At 45.6% G+C, this 19,618-nt stretch carries 15 protein-coding genes; 8 read left to right on the forward strand and 7 right to left on the reverse strand.

Annotated features, from left to right (window positions below):
- Positions 1-9: 9 nt before the first annotated feature.
- The 7 genes from panC to sfsA all read right to left on the reverse strand — a co-directional run bounded on the left by panC (position 10) and on the right by sfsA (position 5,956).
- Positions 10-915, reverse strand: a complete 906-nt coding sequence (gene panC / locus R7Q39_RS08245) for a pantoate--beta-alanine ligase (RefSeq protein WP_161440654.1) — start codon at positions 913-915, stop codon at positions 10-12.
- A gap of 11 nt (positions 916-926) precedes the next feature.
- Positions 927-1,721 (reverse strand): 3-methyl-2-oxobutanoate hydroxymethyltransferase, encoded by a 795-nt coding sequence (panB, locus tag R7Q39_RS08250; RefSeq protein ID WP_005386592.1) that lies wholly within the window; start codon positions 1,719-1,721, stop codon positions 927-929.
- Between the two features lie 24 nt (positions 1,722-1,745).
- The gene (gene folK / locus R7Q39_RS08255; RefSeq protein WP_017635910.1) at positions 1,746-2,231 is read right to left on the reverse strand and encodes a 2-amino-4-hydroxy-6-hydroxymethyldihydropteridine diphosphokinase; all 486 of its coding nucleotides are present in this window, start codon (positions 2,229-2,231) and stop codon (positions 1,746-1,748) included.
- Positions 2,228-3,595 carry a polynucleotide adenylyltransferase PcnB gene (pcnB, locus tag R7Q39_RS08260; protein WP_005386589.1) on the reverse strand — a complete coding sequence of 456 codons (1,368 nt, stop codon included), beginning with the start codon at positions 3,593-3,595 and terminating at the stop codon, positions 2,228-2,230. Before pcnB ends, folK begins: the two co-directional genes overlap by 4 nt.
- Before the next feature lie 102 nt (positions 3,596-3,697).
- On the reverse strand, positions 3,698-4,561 hold the full coding sequence (gene gluQRS, locus R7Q39_RS08265) for a tRNA glutamyl-Q(34) synthetase GluQRS (protein WP_005386586.1): 864 nt from the start codon (positions 4,559-4,561) through the stop codon (positions 3,698-3,700).
- A 95-nt stretch (positions 4,562-4,656) separates the two neighbouring features.
- Complete coding sequence (gene dksA, locus R7Q39_RS08270; protein WP_005386584.1) at positions 4,657-5,103, reverse strand: RNA polymerase-binding protein DksA; 447 nt, start codon at positions 5,101-5,103, stop codon at positions 4,657-4,659.
- Positions 5,104-5,239: 136 nt separating this feature from the next.
- On the reverse strand, positions 5,240-5,956 hold the full coding sequence (gene sfsA / locus R7Q39_RS08275; protein WP_005380023.1) for a DNA/RNA nuclease SfsA: 717 nt from the start codon (positions 5,954-5,956) through the stop codon (positions 5,240-5,242).
- Positions 5,957-6,022: 66 nt separating this feature from the next.
- On the opposite strand from sfsA, the gene hrpB reads away from it, so the two are divergent.
- The 8 genes from hrpB (at position 6,023) to R7Q39_RS08315 (ending at position 19,593) form a co-directional block, all read left to right on the forward strand.
- Positions 6,023-8,491: an ATP-dependent helicase HrpB gene (hrpB, locus tag R7Q39_RS08280; protein WP_318056154.1), complete on the forward strand. Its 2,469-nt coding sequence runs from the start codon at positions 6,023-6,025 to the stop codon at positions 8,489-8,491.
- On the forward strand, positions 8,484-10,856 hold the full coding sequence (gene mrcB / locus R7Q39_RS08285) for a penicillin-binding protein 1B (protein ID WP_005380020.1): 2,373 nt from the start codon (positions 8,484-8,486) through the stop codon (positions 10,854-10,856). The genes hrpB and mrcB overlap by 8 nt, the downstream gene beginning before the upstream one ends.
- A 122-nt stretch (positions 10,857-10,978) precedes the next feature.
- The gene (locus R7Q39_RS08290) at positions 10,979-13,309 is read left to right on the forward strand and encodes a patatin-like phospholipase family protein (protein WP_033905586.1); all 2,331 of its coding nucleotides are present in this window, start codon (positions 10,979-10,981) and stop codon (positions 13,307-13,309) included.
- Between the two features lie 268 nt (positions 13,310-13,577).
- Positions 13,578-16,175 carry a bifunctional aconitate hydratase 2/2-methylisocitrate dehydratase gene (acnB, locus tag R7Q39_RS08295; protein WP_047102649.1) on the forward strand — a complete coding sequence of 866 codons (2,598 nt, stop codon included), beginning with the start codon at positions 13,578-13,580 and terminating at the stop codon, positions 16,173-16,175.
- A gap of 99 nt (positions 16,176-16,274) precedes the next feature.
- Entirely contained in the window at positions 16,275-16,643 is a 369-nt protein-coding gene (locus R7Q39_RS08300; RefSeq protein WP_151515100.1) for a YacL family protein, read from the forward strand.
- A 188-nt stretch (positions 16,644-16,831) separates the two neighbouring features.
- Positions 16,832-17,170 carry a P-II family nitrogen regulator gene (locus tag R7Q39_RS08305; RefSeq protein ID WP_005386570.1) on the forward strand — a complete coding sequence of 113 codons (339 nt, stop codon included), beginning with the start codon at positions 16,832-16,834 and terminating at the stop codon, positions 17,168-17,170.
- Positions 17,171-17,197: 27 nt separating this feature from the next.
- The gene (locus R7Q39_RS08310; protein ID WP_151515099.1) at positions 17,198-18,427 is read left to right on the forward strand and encodes an ammonium transporter; all 1,230 of its coding nucleotides are present in this window, start codon (positions 17,198-17,200) and stop codon (positions 18,425-18,427) included.
- 152 nt (positions 18,428-18,579) lie between these two features.
- Positions 18,580-19,593, forward strand: coding sequence for a Fe(3+) ABC transporter substrate-binding protein (locus tag R7Q39_RS08315; RefSeq protein WP_005386566.1), 1,014 nt, complete (start codon positions 18,580-18,582; stop codon positions 19,591-19,593).
- Positions 19,594-19,618: the final 25 nt, after the last annotated feature.

Raw genomic sequence — 19,618 nt, forward strand, 5'->3', positions numbered from 1 at the left:
ACTCAGAGCTTACTCTGCGTTCTCTGAGTTTGTATTGTTAGATTCAGCTTCTTCCTTCGCTTCGACAACCATATCTACCGTTTGGTTATCGATAAGACGAGCTTTGCCTAGGAACGCAGACATCAGAATGACAGCTTGTGTCGTTTCTGGTGTGATCACTTGTAATGTACGAGCATCACGAATGAAGATCTCATCAGGGTGCAGACCTGCAGCTCGAAGTTGGTCGCTTGCATCTTCGATGATCGATGCGTAGTCATCGCGGCCACCGCGAATGGCACTGCTGATCCAACGCATTGTACGAGCAAGTACAGGCGCACGTTGACGCTCGTCCAGCGTAAGCAAGCCATTGCGTGAACTCATTGCTAAACCGTCCATTTCACGTACGGTTGGTACACCGATGATTTCAATGTCCATTGCTAGGTCATCAACCATCTTGCGGATAACAGCAAGTTGTTGGAAGTCTTTCTCGCCGAAGCACGCGACATCCGGTTGTACGATGTTAAACAGCTTATTCACAATCGTCGTCACGCCACGGAAATGACCTGGTCGAGACGCGCCTTCGAGAATTGTTGATAGGCCAGGGACATCGACGAAGGTTTGCTTATCCAGACCTTCTGGGTAGATAACTTCTGGTGTTGGCGTAAATACCACATCGACCCCTTCAGAGGTTAACTTGCTTAAGTCTTCCTCTAGCGTGCGTGGGTAATTATTTAAATCGTCTGCACGATCAAACTGCATCGGATTAACAAAGATGCTTACGACAACGATATCAGCGTATTCGCGTGCTTTACGCACTAAAGTTAAGTGGCCTTCGTGAAGGTTGCCCATGGTAGGGACAAACGCCACTTTACGACCTTCACGTTTAAAGGTTTTAAGGTGTTCACGAACTGCTGAGATTTCCGCAAAAGTTTGCATGCATTTATCCTCTAGGCAATGGTATGAGCGTCGTCTGGGAATACACCGTTGGCTACATCTTCAATGTATTTAGTAACGGCTTTGCGCATATCACCTGTTTCAGCAAGAAAGTTTTTGGAGAATTTCGGCATGTAGTTGGCAGAAATACCAAACATATCATGCATTACGAGAATTTGACCATCTGTTACGTTACCTGCACCAATACCGATAACAGGAACGTCAAGCACTTGCGTAATACGTTCAGCAAGCTCAGCTGGTACGCATTCTAGTAAGACGATTTGAGCGCCTGCTTCTTGCAGCGCTAATGCGTCTTTTACCATGCGATCTGCTTTTTCTTGATCGCGACCTTGGATTTTGTAACCACCAAAAATATTAACAGCTTGAGGAGTTAAACCAAGATGAGCACAAACTGGAACTGATCGTTCAGTGAGCATTTTCACCGTGTCGACAAGCCAGTCACCACCTTCAATTTTTACCATATTGGCACCAGCACGCATCAGTTTAGCCGCATTTTCGCAAGCTTGCTCTGGCGTGGTGTAGCTCATGAATGGCATGTCTGCCATCAACAAACAATTTGGGCTACCAGCGCGTACGCAACGAGTATGGTAAGCGATATCATCGACCGTTACTGGCAGAGTATCGTTGTGACCTTGCAAAACCATACCTAGAGAATCACCAACAAGAAGTACTGGCATTTCTTGGCTTTCAAACAGTTGGGCAAAGCTCGCATCATAAGCGGTTGAAGTAGCAAATTTACGACCTTCTTGCTTCCACTTGATTAGGTCGTTGATGGTCATTTTTTTCATGGTTTTATCCTTACTAGGAGTTGGCTATGACTGCCAGATACTGAGGCCGTTTCTATCTACTTGTTCCAGTAGTTCAGAGACCTCGGTCCCATCAGGGAGTTGTAAACTTGGTGCAATTTCCGCAAGAGGGTAGAGTACGAATTCACGCTCTTTCATTCCATAATGAGGAACGATCAGCCTCTCGGAATTAATCACCTCATTGCCATAAAGCACAATGTCGAGGTCCAAGGTTCTTGGTCCCCAGCGTTCGTCTTTACGGACACGCCCTTGTTCTTGCTCTATAGCTTGTGTGCAATTGAGCAATTCAATAGGCGTCAAACTGGTGTTAATAGACACAACCGCATTGATGTAATCCGGTTGGTTTTGTGGCCCCATTGGCGTGCTGCTGTATAGCGAAGAAGCTTGAACAAACTCTGATTTAGGCAGCGTTTTTAATGCTTCAATCGCTTGCTTCGCTTGGCTGACAGGATCAGCCAAGTTACTGCCTACCGCAATGTACGCTGTAATCATGATTTGGGCTTACTCTTTTTCTTGCGATAAGTTTTACGGCGGCGCTGGCCTGTTTTCGGTGATTGACCGTCTAAGTCGGCAGCCATTGCTTGACGCATTTCTCGGCCTGCATTTTGAAAAGTTTCCCACCACTTGGCAAGCTTCTGAGTGTCACCACCTTCAATTTCACCGCGCATTTCAAGAAAATCAAAGCCAGCTCTAAATTTATTGAGCTCCATAAGACGGAATGCACGTTTACCGTTACGTCGTGGAAGACGAAGCTGTAACTGCCAAATCTCGCGAATGGTTGCAGTGTGGCGTCTTGGAATGGCAATTGTGCGAACTTGCTCGTCAAGAATGATGTTGCTCGCTTCCATAATGGCGTCGTAATGGCCTAAGTTGCGCTCTTCCATCAGTTCATCGGCTTTCGCACACAGTGGGTACCACAGCATTGCAGCAAACATAAATGCTGGATTGATGCGTTTCCCATCTTCGATGCGCATGTCGGTAGAATCTAGGACAAGATCCAACATCTGCTCAGTGTGAGAGGAGTAATCTTCTGTAAAGTGCGCTGCAATCGTCGGGAACAGTTGCTGGAATAGGTTGTACTCACGCAGTAGGTGGTAGGTTTCTAAGCCATGACCGGATTGCAATAATTTGAGTGACTCTTCAAAAAGACGCGCTGACGGAATGTCACCGAGCAACGGTGCCATGTGTTCGATTGGCGCTGCGGTGTCTTCTTCAATATCAAAGTCTAGTTTTACCGCAAAACGAACCGCACGCAGCATGCGCACAGGGTCTTCACGGTAGCGTGTTTCTGGATCACCAATCAGTCGAATTAGGCGATCTTCTAAATCTTCAATACCACGTGCGTAGTCGTGAATCGAGTAATCTGCGATGTTGTAGTACATCGAGTTAATCGTAAAATCACGGCGCTCAGCATCTTCATCGATGGTGCCGTAGACGTTGTCACGCAGCAGCATACCCTCTTTTGATTGCTGAGAAATGCTCTTATTCTTTTGCTCTTGGTGGTGACCACGGAATGTCGCAACCTCAATGATGTCTCGGCCAAACATAATATGAGCCAAGCGGAAGCGGCGACCAATCAAACGGCAGTTACGAAATAGCTGTTTGATCTGTTCCGGCGTTGCGTTGGTCGCAATGTCAAAATCTTTTGGTTTTTGTCCAAGCAGTAAGTCTCGAACCCCGCCACCCACAAGAAAAGCATCGAAACCAGCACCATTTAGGCGGTACAGTACCTTCAGCGCATTATCACTGATCTGCTTACGCGAAATGTTGTGCTCTTCACGAGTTATTACATTGAGAGCGAGCTCTGGAATTGTGGCAGGTTCGCTTGGTGTATAGTCGTTTGTATTCATGTGCATCTGGCAATAACTGGGTTTAATCCAATCTTGCTTTGGTTAGTTTTATACGCCTCTAGGGCCTAATTTGCGGCTAATGATAGCCTACACAATGCCATTTGAGAATCACGGTGTGATCTCGATCTCTGCTGGAAGCTGTTCCAACCGCCAGTTTTCGCAGCCCCAACGAAGAATATCTTCTATGTTGGCCGCCCTTACGGTTTCAGGTATCTCGAAACCTAAAAATGTCATGGCGCGCAATAGAGTAGGTTTTGGTGTATCTATATCAATAGCCGTCGCGTGATTTTGTTTCGACAATTTATTGCCGTTGTTGTCCATCGCCAATGGTAAATGCAAGTAGCTAACTTCAGGCTGACCAAGTATTTGGTACAGGCTAATTTGACGCCCTGTCGGCTCGATTAAGTCTGCACCTCGCACGACTTCTGTGACGCCTTGGTCGATGTCGTCCAATACTACCGCAAGATTATAAGCAAATAATCCATCTCGACGTTTAATAATGAAATCTTCATTAACGAGTTGCTCTGGAATAGTAATGGTTCCCCGCTTTTGGTCGAGGAAATGAGCGACAGGCTTGGTCATTTTTAGGCGAATCGCGCCGTCTTTCAAGTTTTTATCGCGGCAAGTGCCAGGATAAAAACCGCCATGCTCTTTAATTTGCTTACGAGTACATTGGCAATAATAGGCTTCTCCATTTTCGAGCCATTTGTTTATTTGAGCTTGGTAAAGGTCGTGACGTTCGCTCTGGTATACCACTTCTCCATCCCAATGCAGCTGATAGGCCTTGAGTGCCTCTAGGATAAGTTGCGCTGCACCTGGCATTTCTCTTGGTGGGTCTAAGTCCTCAATACGTACTAACCAAGCTCCGTTTTGTGCTTTCGCTTGAAAATAACTGCCAAGAGCGGCAATCAGTGAACCAAAATGCAGTGGACCAGAAGGAGATGGGGCGAATCGACCTACATAGCGTGTCATGCGTGTATCTCGAATTTAGTAAACAAATAGGGTGCGAAGATAGCCAAAACAAAAAGGGAGCCTGAGCTCCCTTCAACAATCATAATGCTGGGTGATTAACCTTGCATTTGCTTCTCTTTGATTTCTGCAAGTGTTTTACAGTCAATACAAAGGTCAGCGGTTGGACGTGCTTCAAGACGGCGAACGCCAATCTCTACGCCACAAGACTCACAGAAGCCAAAATCGTCTTCTTTGATTTTATCCAAAGTCTTTTCAATCTTCTTGATCAAACGGCGTTCGCGGTCACGGTTACGCAGTTCTAGGCTGAACTCTTCCTCTTGAGAGGCGCGGTCAACTGGATCTGGGAAGTTTGCTGCTTCGTCCTGCATGTGGTGAACAGTACGATCCACTTCAGCTCTTAGCTGGTCGCGCCAAGCTGTTAAGATTTTCGTAAAGTGTTCAACCTGCTCTGGTGACATGTACTCTTCACCAGGTTTTTCCTGATATGGCTCCACGCCGGCAATGGCTAGGATGCCTATCGTTTTCTTCTTTGATTCTGGCATACAGCATCTCCTACTTACACCTAGTCAACTGCTACGCAGTCAATTTAAGGCGGGTATCTATAGCAAAAAGAGGCGGTGCAAGCAAATACTGAATCGCAAAGTTATCGTCAATGTGAAGACGACATCATTTTTTCTCTTAATTGATAAAATCAATAGCGGAAATCAGCTTCATTCCAGTATCGCTCAGTTCAGCTTTGTAGCAGAGAACTTCCACTCCAGCGTCTTGTGCTTGTTTGAGTAATAGTGAATATTTCGCGTCTATATGGTGCGCCGCGGATACTTTTTCAATACCTGAATGTAAAACAGTGAATAAAAGTATGGCTCTACTTCCATTTTGTGCCATTTCTGTGAGCTCTCTCAGGTGTTTTTGTCCCCGAGTCGTGACCGCATCTGGGAAGTATCCTTGTCCAGTAGAGTCGGTCTCATCAAGAAGAGTGACGCTTTTCACTTCTATATAGCACTTTGGCTTGTCGTCTGCGCTGAGCAAGATATCAATTCGGCTATTTTCATTGCCGTATTTCACCTCAGTTTGAAGTGTGTCATAACCATAAAGCTCTGAAATGACATTATTTTCAATAGCCTCTACGGCTAATTGATTGGCGCGCGCGGTGTTGATACAAATACGGTGGCCTTGTTCGGTCTCACTCAACTCCCAACTATTGGGGTATTTTCGTTTCGGGTTGTCGGAAGTAGAAAACCAAACTTTGTTTCCGGGCGTTGCACAACCCGTCATTGCACCTGTATTTGCGCAGTGGATTGTACGGATTTCACCAGTATCGAGCTCGATATCGGCAAGAAAGCGTTTATAACGTTTGAGTAGAGTGGCGGACTCTAAAGCGGGTGTGAAATGCATTTGCTTATTTAGACAAAAAATTTTTTATGTACAATGTTGCCACCATTACACCATAAGGTATTTCCTTTGTCACAATTGCCGATTGAAGCCGTGATGCCTGAGTTGCTGACGGCGGTCAAAAATCAACATCAAGTGATCTTAAAAGCGGCGCCTGGTGCCGGTAAGTCGACTTACTTCCCTTTGCAGTTACTCTTAAATCATTCGGTTGCTGGAAAAATCATCATGCTTGAGCCAAGACGACTCGCGGCGCGTAACATTGCCCGTTATCTTGCTGAGCAATTGGGAGAGCAAGTAGGTCAACGCGTGGGTTATCGAGTCCGTGGTGAGGCAAAGGTAAGTTCTGCAACGCAGCTGGAGATCGTGACCGAAGGGATCATGACTCGGATGATTCAAACGGACCCGGAGTTGGATGGGGTTGATCTACTGATCTTTGATGAGTTTCATGAACGCAGCATTCATGCCGATACCGCTTTGGCATTCAGTTTAGAAGTTCAAGAGGCATTGCGAGACGATCTCAAGCTGGTGGTAATGTCGGCAACGCTTGACCAACAAGCATTACAATCGCTGTTGCCAGAAGCCAGTTACATTGAATCTGAAGGGCGCAGCTTTGATGTGGCAATGCGTTACCAGCCGTTAGGTGTGAACGAGCATTTACCTACGAGTATGGCAAAAACAATAGAAAGTCTTATGAACAAAGAGTCCGGATCTTTGTTGGCTTTCCTGCCGGGTGTTGGTGCCATAAAACAAGTTGAAGAGCGGTTGTCTCATTTAGCGGATGATATCGACGTATGCCCACTTTATGGTCAACTGAGCTTTGCAGATCAACAAAAAGCGATTACGCCAGCAGAACAAGGTAAGCGTAAAGTCGTTCTAGCGACCAACATTGCAGAAACTTCACTAACGATTGAAGGCATTCGCCTCGTCGTTGATTCTGGGTTAGAGCGTATTGCCCGCTTTGATTTGAAAAACGGTTTAACACGCTTAGAGCAAACACGCATTGCACAGTCTTCAGCGATTCAGCGTGCAGGACGAGCGGGACGAATAGAAGAGGGCATTTGTGTTCGTCTTTATTCTGAAAGCCAGTTCAAGCAGCAACCGCTGGTTCCCCAACCCGAAATTTTGCATTCCGATTTAGCTAGTTTAGTTATGGAGCTTGCCTTTTGGGGAGCGAGTGATATCCACGATCTAAAGTGGCTTGATGTTCCCGCTAATGCGTCATTGGAACAAGCGAAGCAGCTATTGGTGTCATTGGGACTACTGACGGAAAAAGGGCAATTAACGTCCGAAGGAAAACAGGCGCATGAACTAGGCGTTGAGCCTCGTGCGGCTGCGATGCTAATTAAAGCGCAATCTTACAGTGATAAGATGTTAAATGCTGCTTTGGCGGCGGTCGCACTGATTGAAGAGCCAGAGAGGAGTGTTACCAATATCGCTCATAGCTTGCATCGTTGGCTTGTTGGTACTCATCCAAAAAAGTCGATGTTGTTCAAGCGTGCTCAATCTCTAGCGTACAAATTGGATACGGTATTTGACCTGAAAGGCGTGGATGAAGATGCATTACCGCTGGTGTTAAGTTTGGCATTTCCAGATCGCATTGCACAGCAGCGCACAAATCAATTTGGGCGATTTACTTTGGCTAATGGTCATGGTGCAGAATGTCGTCAGGAAGACATGCTAGGTGGCTGTGAGTATTTGGTTGCCGTTGACTTAATGCGTTCTCATTCTAATTCAAGTCAAATTCATTCGGCATGTGAATTGGATGTCAATATATTGCGAACGACCTTTGATACGCTATTTTCGTCTGAAGAAGTAGTGGACTGGGATGAAAAAAGAGGCCGTCTAATAGCTGAGCGACAAACAAAACTCGGTCTGCTGGTCGTTGAACGCGAGCCGTTGCCAAGCCCGGGCAAAGAAAAAATGACACAAGCTTTACTCACGTATGTCCGCCGCCAGGGCTTACAGAGTCTAAACTGGACACCGGCAGCGGAGAGCTTGTTGGCTCGGATTCGTTGTGCGGTGGAATGGTTACCTGAGCAGTCATGGCCAATGTTTGATGAAGCCAGTTTGCTGGATTCATTAGAGGAGTGGTTAGAACCATACATGACGTCTGTCAGTTCGGTTAAAGACCTGAGCAAGATAAACTTGGTCGAAGCACTTAATGCTCGATTAGGTTGGCCACTCAATCAACAACTGGATGAATGGTTACCTGAGCATTACCAACTGCCCACAGGTTCAAAGAAGCGTATCCGTTACCAATATGGCCATGAGCCGATATTATCGGTGCGTATGCAAGAAGTATTTGGGGAGAGTGGTTCCCCAACGGTGGCTCTTGGCCGCAAGCGTTTGGTGCTTGAACTGCTTTCACCGGCACAACGTCCATTGCAAGTAACGTCGGACTTGGCGGCTTTCTGGAACGGAAGCTACAAAGACGTTCAAAAAGAGATGAAAGGGCGCTACCCAAAACACGTTTGGCCAGATGATCCTGCCAATCATGTAGCAACAACGAAAACAAAAAGACAATTGAATAATGACTGACAGCAAGAAGCCTAGCGCGAAAAAAGCGCCAGCGAAGAAAAGTACAACCAATAAAGGAACCGCAAAACAGACTCGACGTACGCCGAGTAAAAAACCGACTAACGAGAAACGTTCGTGGTTGAAAGTTCTGTGGTCGTTTAGCTGGAAAGCTGGCGTTGCACTTGCCGCTGTTTTGCTGTTTGTTGGGATTTACTTAGATAGTGTGGTGAAAGAACGCTTTGAAGGCCAGCTGTTTGAGCTGCCAACGGTGGTTTATGCCCGTATCTTGAATCTAAGCCCTGGTGAGAATATCACCATCCAAGAACTGCGCAACGAGCTAGATGTGTTGAATTATCGTAAAGTGAGTCAACCTCGTTACCCAGGCGAATATTCCTCTTCTTCCACTCGGATTGAATTGATTCGCCGTCCATTCGAGTTTGCCGATGGTCCCGAGCCGGATCGTCACATTATGCTGCATTTCTCTGATTCCGGCTTGCAACGTATTCAGTCTTTAGAATCTCGAGGAGACCTTGGTTACTTGCGCCTAGAACCGAAGATGTTGGGCATGCTGGAGAAAGACCGTGATGAACAGCGTCTTTTCTTACGTCGTGATCAGTTCCCTGAAATTTTAGTGGATGCACTGCTTGCGACCGAAGACCGGGATTTTTATCAACATGACGGGGTGTCACCGCTCGCGATTGCACGTGCATTGGTTGCGAACATTAAGGCCGGTCGTACTGTTCAAGGTGGTAGTACGCTGACTCAGCAATTGGCAAAAAACCTGTTTTTGACTCGTGATAAAACACTGTGGCGTAAAGTTCGAGAAGCGTATATCGCGCTAATTTTGGATTACCGTTACAGCAAAGATCGTATCTTAGAAGCCTACCTCAACGAAGTGTACCTAGGTCAAAGTGGAGGTGAAGCGATCCACGGGTTTGGCTTGGCGTCGCGTTACTATTTTGGGCAGCCAATCCAGGAGTTGCGAATCGATCAGCTGGCGATGTTAGTTGGGATGGTAAAAGGACCGTCTTACTACAACCCAATTCGTTACCCTGAGAGAACGAAAGAGCGTCGTGATCTCGTTCTGCGCCTGTTAATGCAGCAAAACATGTTGACTTCAGAGCAGTATGAACAAGCTGTAAGTCGTCCACTCGATACGCAAAGCAAGCCACGTATTGCGAGCCGTCAGCCAGCTTATTTCCAACAATTGAGCATTGAATTAAAAGAAAAAGTTGGGGAGCGATTTAAAGCAGAGACCGGACTGCGCGTGTTTACGTCTCTGGACCCAGTATCGCAAAGCAAAATGGAACAAGCTATCGCGAAAAAGATCCCAGAACTAGCTAAACGGGGTGGTAAAGAGTTAGAAGCCGCTGCTGTGGCCGTTGATCGCCATAGTGGTGAAATCCGTGCGATGGTTGGTGGTAAACGTGTCGGTTATGAAGGCTTTAACCGCGCGCTCAATGCCAGTCGTCCAATTGGTTCTTTAGTGAAACCAGCGATTTACTTAACGGCTCTAGAACAACCGGATAAATACAACCTAGGCACGACGCTACACGACACGCCGTTAAGTCTGAAGAGCAGTAAAGGTAACGTGTGGACGCCGCGCAACTACGATAGAAAATATCGTGGTGATGTGCCACTTTACATTGCTTTAGCGAAATCACTTAACGTACCAACCGTGCGCTTAGGTATGGCACTTGGCATTCCTGAAGTATCCAATACTTTAGAGCGTTTGGGCGTGAACAAAGACGAAATTCGCCCAGTGCCTTCGATGTTTTTGGGTTCGTTTTCTTTGACGCCATTCGAAGTCGCACAGATGTATCAGACTCTGACAAATTCAGGTAAGCGTGCAAAACTGACCGCTCTGCGCTCAGTCATGGATATGGAAGGTAATGTGCTGTATCAATCCTTGCCTCGTTCATCAAGAGCCGTGGATGAACAAGCTGCATGGCTAACGACCTACGCGATGAAACAAGGGGTTGCTCAAGGCACTGGCCGCTTCTTACAAAGCCAGTTTGGTTGGGCTGCATTGGCAGGAAAAACGGGTACCAGTAATGACAACCGCGATAGTTGGTTTGTCGGTGTTGATGGTCGTGAGGTGACGACAATTTGGCTAGGCCGCGACGATAATAAACCCGTGAATCTAACGGGGTCGAGTGGTGCATTACGAGTGTACGCAGAGTACTTGAAGCAGCGTATTCCTGAGCGCTTAGAGCTCCCATGGCCAAGAGAAATCACCACATTAGGGTTCAAGCCTACATCTGATGGAGGTTTAGAAATGAACTGCCGTAGTGATTACAAACTGCCGGTTTGGGATAAAACCGGTCAGATAAAGCAACAGTGTGAGAAGAAATCAAACTGGTTAAATAGCATATTTGATTGGTAGCATCGCCAAATCAACAACATTAGCTTGTTTATCTGATTAATTCTTAGTACATATTAGGGCGTGTTAGTACAGTACTGCTAGCACGCCCTACTTGATCAGATATTCAATAAAGGAAGAAGTGAATGTTCAAAAAGCTGTTATCAAGCCCATCGGTTCGCAACTTTGCGCTTTGGGTTAGTACCTTTTTGATGATCACTCCTTCTGTTTCCCTCGCAAACTCTCTAACAAAAACGGATGACTTGGAACCTCGACCAAAGGTGGCGGTTGTGCTCGCTGGTGGCGGAGCGAAAGGGGCGGCACACATTGGGGTTTTAAAAGCATTGGAAGAAATGCAGATCCCTGTCGATATTGTGACCGGTACCAGTATGGGCGCCTATGTGGGTGGGCTCTATGCCACGGGGATGAGTGCTGATGAAATTGAGAGTTTTATCTACACCGTCGATTGGGGCAGCGGTTATCGAGATCGTGTTGACCGTAGCCAACGTCGAGTTCGTGACAAAGAGTATGAAGACCGCTATCAAATTAATACCGACCTCGGCTTAAGGTTCGGTGAGGTACGAGCACCAACGGGTGTGGTGCAAGGCCAGAACATGTTGCGAGTATTGCGTGAGACTACAGGGAACTTAGGGCGATTCGATTCTTTTGATGAGCTTGCCATTCCTTATCGTTCTGTTGCGACTGATATTCTTGCCCTAGAAGAAGTCGTACTGGGTAATGGTTACCTTGTGGATGCCATGATGGCTAGCATGTCTGTACCAGGAGCACTTCCTCCCTATAAGCTCAATGGTCATATGCTTGTCGATGGTGGCGTCGTCAATAACATGCCTGTCGATGTGGCTCGCGCCATGGGGGCTGATGTCGTTATTGCCGTCGATATTAGCACCGACTACAAAACCGAAGATGAATTTACGGGGCTGTTTACTGTCGCGGACCAACTCTCTAACTATCTCGTTCGTCGTAGTACACAACAGCAAGTGGACGAGCTTGAACCTCAAGATATCTATATTCGTCCCAATGTGGGCACCATGGAAACCGTCGAGTTCGACAAAATGCCTTGGGCTTTTCAAGCTGGGTACGATATTACCAAGCAATTAAAAGACAAGCTGAAAGAGTTACGCTTGTCCAACGCGGACTATCAAAAATACATCGACCGCAAACAAGAAGTTCGTAAAACTTTGATTTATGGCGATCAGCGTGTGGTTGATGACATTGTGATTGTAAATAACACGCACTACAGCGATGTGCTATTGACGAATCGTATTGAATTAGAAACCGGACGTCGTATTTCAACGGCCGAAATTGAGAAAGCCGTTGAAAACCTCTACGCGTTAGATCGGTTCGAGCTCATCACTTATCACTTTGAAGAGGTTGATGGTGAGACATTGTTGGTTTTTGATGTTAACGAGAAGTCGTGGGGGCCTAATTATCTCAACTTCCGATTTTTTCTTGAAGATGACTTCGATACAGATAGCCAGTACGGCATAGGGATATCAACCAACTTTACCAACTTGAACTCTCATGGCGCGGAGTTGGCGTTCAACGTAGAAATGGGCACGGATAAGCTGATTGAAGCTGAGTTGTATTCCCCTGTTTTATCTAGCCAAGAACTTTTTGTATCGGGGCGTATTTCCTATGGCAGTGAGAGCCGAAACTTACCTTTAACAGAGCCTCAAGCACCAGATTTAGAGTCAGTAAATGATTTTTTTCCGGTCACTTACGATGATTTTACAACAGAGTTAGCGATAGGTATCCAACCCACATTGTGGCAAGAACTTCGATTTGGCGCTCGCTACTCAACCGGAGATATTGAGCTTTCTACTTTGGCTTCTGCTGGTAAATTGGATTTTGAACGTCGTGGCCTGTTTGCCAATTATCGCCTAGATACACTTGATGATTTCGCATTTCCGACTCGTGGGCTTTTAGTCGATCTCGAATATTTAGTGTCTCATGATCAAAGTCCTCAAGGCGTTAGCCTTTTAGAAACTGACAAAATTATTGAAGATACCGTTTATGAAATCTCTGCACGATTTAAAGGTGCAGTGAGTCATCAGCGTCATACTTTAGTCGGACATGCTGAATATAGTTTTGTAGAGAGTAAAAACTCATCTTTACCGCTTGATCCCAGAGAGTTGGGCGGCTTCTTAAGCCTATCGGGAATCCCAAGAAATAGCCTGATCGGACAGAACTTATTTTTCAGCAGTTTGGTGTACCGATATAAGTGGTTTGATAATGATTTCGGATTGTTTGAAGCTCCAGTCTACCTGGGCGCATCGGTCGAATATGGCGGTGTTTGGTCTGATAATGATCTGAAACTAAACGAAGCGCCGCTTTACAATGCTGGCTCCATCTTCTTTGGTGTTGACTCACCAATAGGACCAATAATGTTGGCATACGGTCGTACCGAGCAAGATTTGGATGCTGTGTATTTGATCGTAGGAACATCGTTTAATTAATCGGGTATGAGAAAGCAAAAACTTGGCATATTTGGTCAAAATTAGCAGAACTTTAGTCGTAAGTTGCTATGTTGGTCAAAATGATAAGATTTTAATTTAAGGTTAAATTTGCTATTATTTTGCCCACAGTTTGGCCTCTACGGCGCTGTTTCTCAATCATAATTGAATGAAAACAAGGGCAATGGAGAGCCAAGTTTCCAAGGATGTTCACTCCTTTACTTTAACAATAGTAATAATAGAGGAGGAACCGCAATGAGAGGAAAAAGTCGTGCTTGAAGCCTACCGTAAACACGTCGAAGAGCGTGCTGCTGAAGGAGTTGTTCCTAAACCGCTAGACGCAGAACAAGTTGCTGGACTTGTAGAACTTCTGAAAAATCCCCCGCAAGGTGAAGAAAAAGTCATTCTTGACCTACTTGAAAACCGTATCCCTCCAGGTGTTGATGAAGCTGCTTATGTAAAAGCGGGTTTCCTAACAGCAGTAGCAAAAGGTGAAGTTAAATCACCATTAGTGAGTCGTGAAAAAGCGGCTGAACTGCTAGGCACTATGCAAGGTGGTTACAACATCGAACCGCTAGTTGAGCTATTGGATGATGAAGCACTGGCAGAGATCGCAGTAAAAGCGCTGTCTCATACGCTGCTAATGTTTGATGCTTTCTATGACGTAGAAGAGAAAGCAAAAGCAGGCAATGCGCATGCACAGAAAGTACTTCAATCATGGGCTGATGCTGAGTGGTTCCTTTCTAAGCCTAAGCTTGAAGAAAAAGTCACTCTAACCGTATTTAAAGTAACAGGTGAAACGAACACGGATGACCTTTCACCTGCACCTGACGCTTGGTCTCGTCCTGATATCCCAGTACACGCACTGGCGATGCTTAAAAACGAGCGTGAAGGAATAAACCCTGATCAACCGGGTACTATTGGTCCGATCAAGCAAATTGAAGAGTTAAAAGACAAAGGTCATCAATTGGTTTACGTTGGTGATGTTGTTGGTACTGGCTCTTCACGTAAATCTGCAACCAACTCAGTGCTTTGGTTTATGGGTGATGATATCCCTTACGTTCCAAACAAACGAGCTGGTGGGTATGTGCTTGGTGGCAAAATTGCCCCTATCTTCTTTAACACAATGGAAGATGCTGGCGCACTACCAATCGAAGTTGACGTAACTAAGCTCAACATGGGCGATGTTATCGATGTTTACCCATATGAAGGTAAAGTTTGCAACCACGAAACTGGTGAGGTTCTAGCTGAGTTCTCGCTAAAAACAGAAGTACTGATTGATGAAGTTCGTGCTGGTGGTCGTATCCCATTGATCATCGGTCGTGGTTTGACAGACAAAGCGCGTCAATCGCTAGGTCTTGAGCCTTCGGACGTATTCCGCAAACCTGGTGAAATCGCAGATTCTGGCAAGGGTTACACGCTTGCACAGAAAATGGTTGGTAAAGCATGTGGCGTAGAAGGCATCCGTCCTGGAACCTACTGTGAGCCGAAAATGACGACAGTAGGTTCGCAAGATACTACTGGCCCTATGACTCGTGATGAACTTAAAGACTTGGCGTGTCTCGGCTTCTCTGCTGATCTTGTCATGCAGTCTTTCTGTCACACATCGGCTTATCCAAAACCAGTAGACGTTAACACTCACCATACACTTCCGGACTTTATTATGAACCGCGGTGGTGTATCTCTTCGTCCTGGTGACGGTATTATCCACTCATGGCTAAACCGTATGCTACTACCGGATACTGTCGGTACGGGTGGTGACTCACATACTCGTTTCCCTCTGGGTATTTCATTCCCAGCTGGCTCGGGCCTGGTTGCCTTTGCTGCTGCGACAGGCGTTATGCCGCTAGACATGCCAGAGTCAATCTTGGTTCGTTTTAAAGGTGAAATGCAACCGGGTATTACACTGCGTGATCTTGTTCATGCCATCCCTTACTACGCGATTCAGCAAGGTCTACTAACGGTAGAAAAAGCGGGCAAGATCAACGAATTTTCTGGCCGTATCCTTGAGATTGAAGGCTTAGAAACGCTAACGGTTGAGCAAGCATTTGAGCTTTCTGATGCATCTGCAGAACGTTCTGCGGCAGGTTGTACTGTGAAATTGTCTCAAGAGTCGATCGAAGAGTACTTAAACTCTAACATCGTGATGCTGAAGTGGATGATCTCTGAAGGCTACGGTGATCGCCGTACTATCGAGCGCCGCATTACTGCAATGCAAGAGTGGCTAGCAAACCCTGAGCTGATGCAAGCAGATAAAGACGCTGAATACGCACATGTGATTGAAATCGATATGGCTGAAATCAATGAGCCAGTGCTATGTGCACCGAATGACCCAGATGACGCTCGTTTGTTGTCTGAAGTACAAGGCACAGCGATTGATGAAGTGTTCATCGGTTCTTGTATGACGAATATCGGTCACTTCCGCGCGGCAGGTAAATTGCTTGATAAGTTCAATGGCCAGTTAGCGACGCGCCTTTGGGTAGCGCCACCAACAAAGATGGATAAAGACCAACTGATTGAAGAAGGCTACTACGGTATCTTCGGACGTGCAGGGGTGCGTATTGAAACGCCAGGGTGTTCACTTTGTATGGGTAACCAAGCGCGTGTTGCAGATAAATCAACAGTAATGTCGACTTCAACGCGTAACTTCCCGAACCGTCTGGGTACTGGTGCGAATGTTTACCTGTCGTCAGCTGAGCTAGCTGCAGTAGGTGCAATTCTAGGTAAGATTCCAACCAAAGAAGAATACCTAGAATACGCGAAGCAAATCGACGCTACGGCAACGGATACGTACCGCTACTTGAACTTCCATAAAATGGATCAATACACCAAGAAAGCGGACGAAGTGATCTTCCAAGAACCGGCATAATCAGAAATGCACAATTCAAAAGCACCTCATATGAGGTGCTTTTTTTATGGGAGCAATTCGCTATACTCGCACCAAATTGATACGAAATAGGCAATCTCGGTGGAATTTGAATTCATTCGTAACACGTTGATGGGCGAGTACTACGTAAAATGTAGCATGGGACATGAGATTGTAGGGCGCTGGTTGCAAGAAGAAATTGGCAACGATCCGATGAAGATTGCACAGGTTGAAAAGCTAATTGAGCAGTCATTTTCAGCGCCTTCTCAGGAGTATAACCTAACAGGCACGGAAATTAGCTTGATGATTCAGGGCGATGAAGTTCTTGTTCAAGAAAACGCATTAGCCCATGAATATGATGTCGAGATGGAAAGTGAGTTCGACTTCTACAATGCAGAAAGTACAGCAAGTTGTGGGATAGAGGATTTCATGGCACTTATCGAACAGTGGAAAGACTTTTTGAACATTTAATGCACAGTTTTGGGTGATTTCTCTGCCGTTGCTTTAAATTTGTGAAAAGGGCGCACCGATATGGTGCGCTCTTTTTGTTTATAGATATGTAAATTGAGGTTAGCTTTTATTATTCAATGACTTAAAAACTTGGCACGTAGATTGGATTATAAGAAGTGTTTCAGGATGAAAGCTTCGGAGATAACTCAATGAAAATAATCAATGCCATTATTAAGCCGTTTAAATTAGACGATGTACGAGAAGCATTGGCTGATGTCGGTATCGAAGGGATGACAGTATCAGAAGTTAAAGGGTTCGGTCGTCAAAAAGGTCACACGGAATTGTATCGCGGTGCAGAGTATCAAGTTGATTTCCTACCAAAGGTGAAAATTGAAATCGCGACTCACGCAGACAATGTAGATCGTGTTGTTGAAGCAATTACAAAAGCTGCGCAAACCGGAAAAATCGGCGACGGTAAAATTTTTGTTTACGATCTGAACCAAGCGGTGCGTATCCGAACTGGCGAAATGGACGCAGAAGCACTTTAAGAATTCAAAGGATTGGAGATACTTATTATGGAATTAGCAACAACAGTAACCGAGTTACGTTACGCACTTGACACCTTTTTCTTCCTCATTTCCGGTGCGTTGGTAATGTGGATGGCAGCAGGCTTTGCGATGCTAGAGGCTGGCCTTGTGCGCTCTAAAAACACAACAGAAATTCTTACGAAGAACATCTGTTTGTACGCCATCGCATGTACGATGTTTCTGATTGTCGGTTATAACATCATGTATGTCGATAATGGAGAAGGAGGCTGGTTACCTTCATTTGGTACGTTAATTGGTACCCAAGGTGAAGGGGTCGACCACTCTTTAGAGTCTGACTTCTTCTTCCAAGTTGTCTTCGTTGCAACTGCCATGTCTGTCGTTTCTGGTGCGGTAGCTGAGCGCATGAAGCTTTGGTCTTTCTTGATTTTCTCTGCGATTTTAACTGCGTTTATCTATCCAATGGAAGGTTACTGGACATGGGGTGGAGGCTTCCTAGCAGAAGCTGGATTTAGTGACTTTGCGGGTTCTGGTATCGTACATATGGCTGGTGCTTCTGCTGCTCTTGCTGGTGTGTTACTGCTTGGCGCGCGTAAGGGTAAGTACGGTAAAAATGGTGAAATCTATCCGATTCCAGGTTCTAACATGCCTTTGGCAACGTTGGGTACTTTTATCCTTTGGTTTGGCTGGTTTGGATTTAACGGTGGTTCTCAGTTGATGGTTTCAGATTTTGAGAATGCTACAGCGGTAGGTCAGATCTTTCTAAACACTAACGCAGCAGCGGCTGCCGGTGCAATTGCGGCGCTATTCGTTTGTAAAACTACTTGGGGTAAAGCCGATTTAACGATGATTCTCAATGGCGCGCTAGCTGGCTTGGTTGCCATCACTGCAGACCCTCTATCGCCATCACCACTGTACGCGGTTGCGATTGGTGCGGTGTCGGGTGCACTAGTAGTATTCAGTATCATTGCTCTAGATAAACTTAAAATTGACGATCCAGTAGGTGCTATCTCAGTTCACGGTGTGTGTGGTTTCTTCGGCCTAATGGTAGTGCCACTGAGCAACGGTGATGCAACGTTTGGTGCACAGCTTTTAGGTGCCGTAGTTATCTTTGCTTGGGTATTTGGTGCCAGCCTAGTTGTGTGGGCAATCTTGAAAGCAACCGTTGGGATTCGCGTTACAGAAGATGAAGAAATGGAAGGTATGGACATGCATGATTGTGGTGTTGGTGCTTACCCAGAGTTTGTTACGGTGAAATAATCATTAGCTTGTAATAAATGGTTACACACTTAACACAATAAAACCTGCTCCGATGAGCAGGTTTTTTAATATTCGTCATTGTCTTCTTATTGAACATACATATAATAACGCAACTGATAAACGTTATCATTAGCATGGTAAAGGATTAAACAATGAAAAAACTGCTAACTCTTTCAGCACTAACTTGCGCTACTCTAGCTCCAACAGCAATGGCTGCTGAAGAAGTGAACGTCTACTCTTACCGTCAACCTTTCCTAGTTGAACCTATGTTCAATGAGTTCACTAAAGAAACTGGTATCAAAGTAAACGTAAAATTTGCTAAAAAAGGCTTAGCAGAAAAGCTAGCTCAAGAAGGTGAGTACAGCCCTGCTGACGTTATTCTTACGACAGACATCAGCCGTCTAGCTGAACTGACAAACAAAGGTTTAGTTCAGAAAGTCGATAGCAAAATCATTGAAGAAAACGTACCTGCTCAATACCAAGATAAAGAGAATGAGTGGTTTGCTCTAACTCTACGTTCTCGTAGCGTTTATTCATCACGTGATCGCGTAGGTAAACTAGGCGCAGATTTCAACTACGCAGACTTAGCTAAGCCAGAGTTCAAAGGTAAAATTTGTACTCGTAGCGGTAAGCACCCGTACAACGTTTCTCTAGTTTCAGCAATGATTGCTCACAATGGCGAAGCAGAAACCAAAGAGTGGTTGGAAGGCGTGAAAGCAAACCTTGCTCGCAAACCACAAGGCAACGATCGTGCACAAGTTAAAGCGATCAAAGAAGGCCTATGTGATGTTTCTCTAGGTAACAGCTACTACCTAGGTAAAATGGTTAACGACAAAGAGCAAAAAGCTTGGGCTGATGCAGTTTACATCAACTTCCCTAACCAAGAGACTACAGGCACTCACGTGAATATCTCTGGTATGGCGATGGCGAAGTACTCTCCAAACAAAGACAATGCTGTGAAGCTAATGGAATTCCTAACGGGTGACAAAGCGCAGCAAATGTACGCAGAAGTTAACTATGAGTACCCAGTTAAAGAAGGCGTGAAGCGTTCTGAGCTTGTGGAATCTTGGGGTGACTTTAAAGCAGACAAGCTTTCTCTAGACGATATTGCAGCCAACCACGAAGCGGCAATTAAGCTATTAGACGAAGTGAAATTTGACCTTTAATTCCTTGTGGGGGTATAACAGTACC

The organism is Vibrio sp. 947 (assembly GCF_033339115.1).
GTDB lineage: Bacteria > Pseudomonadota > Gammaproteobacteria > Enterobacterales > Vibrionaceae > Vibrio > Vibrio alginolyticus.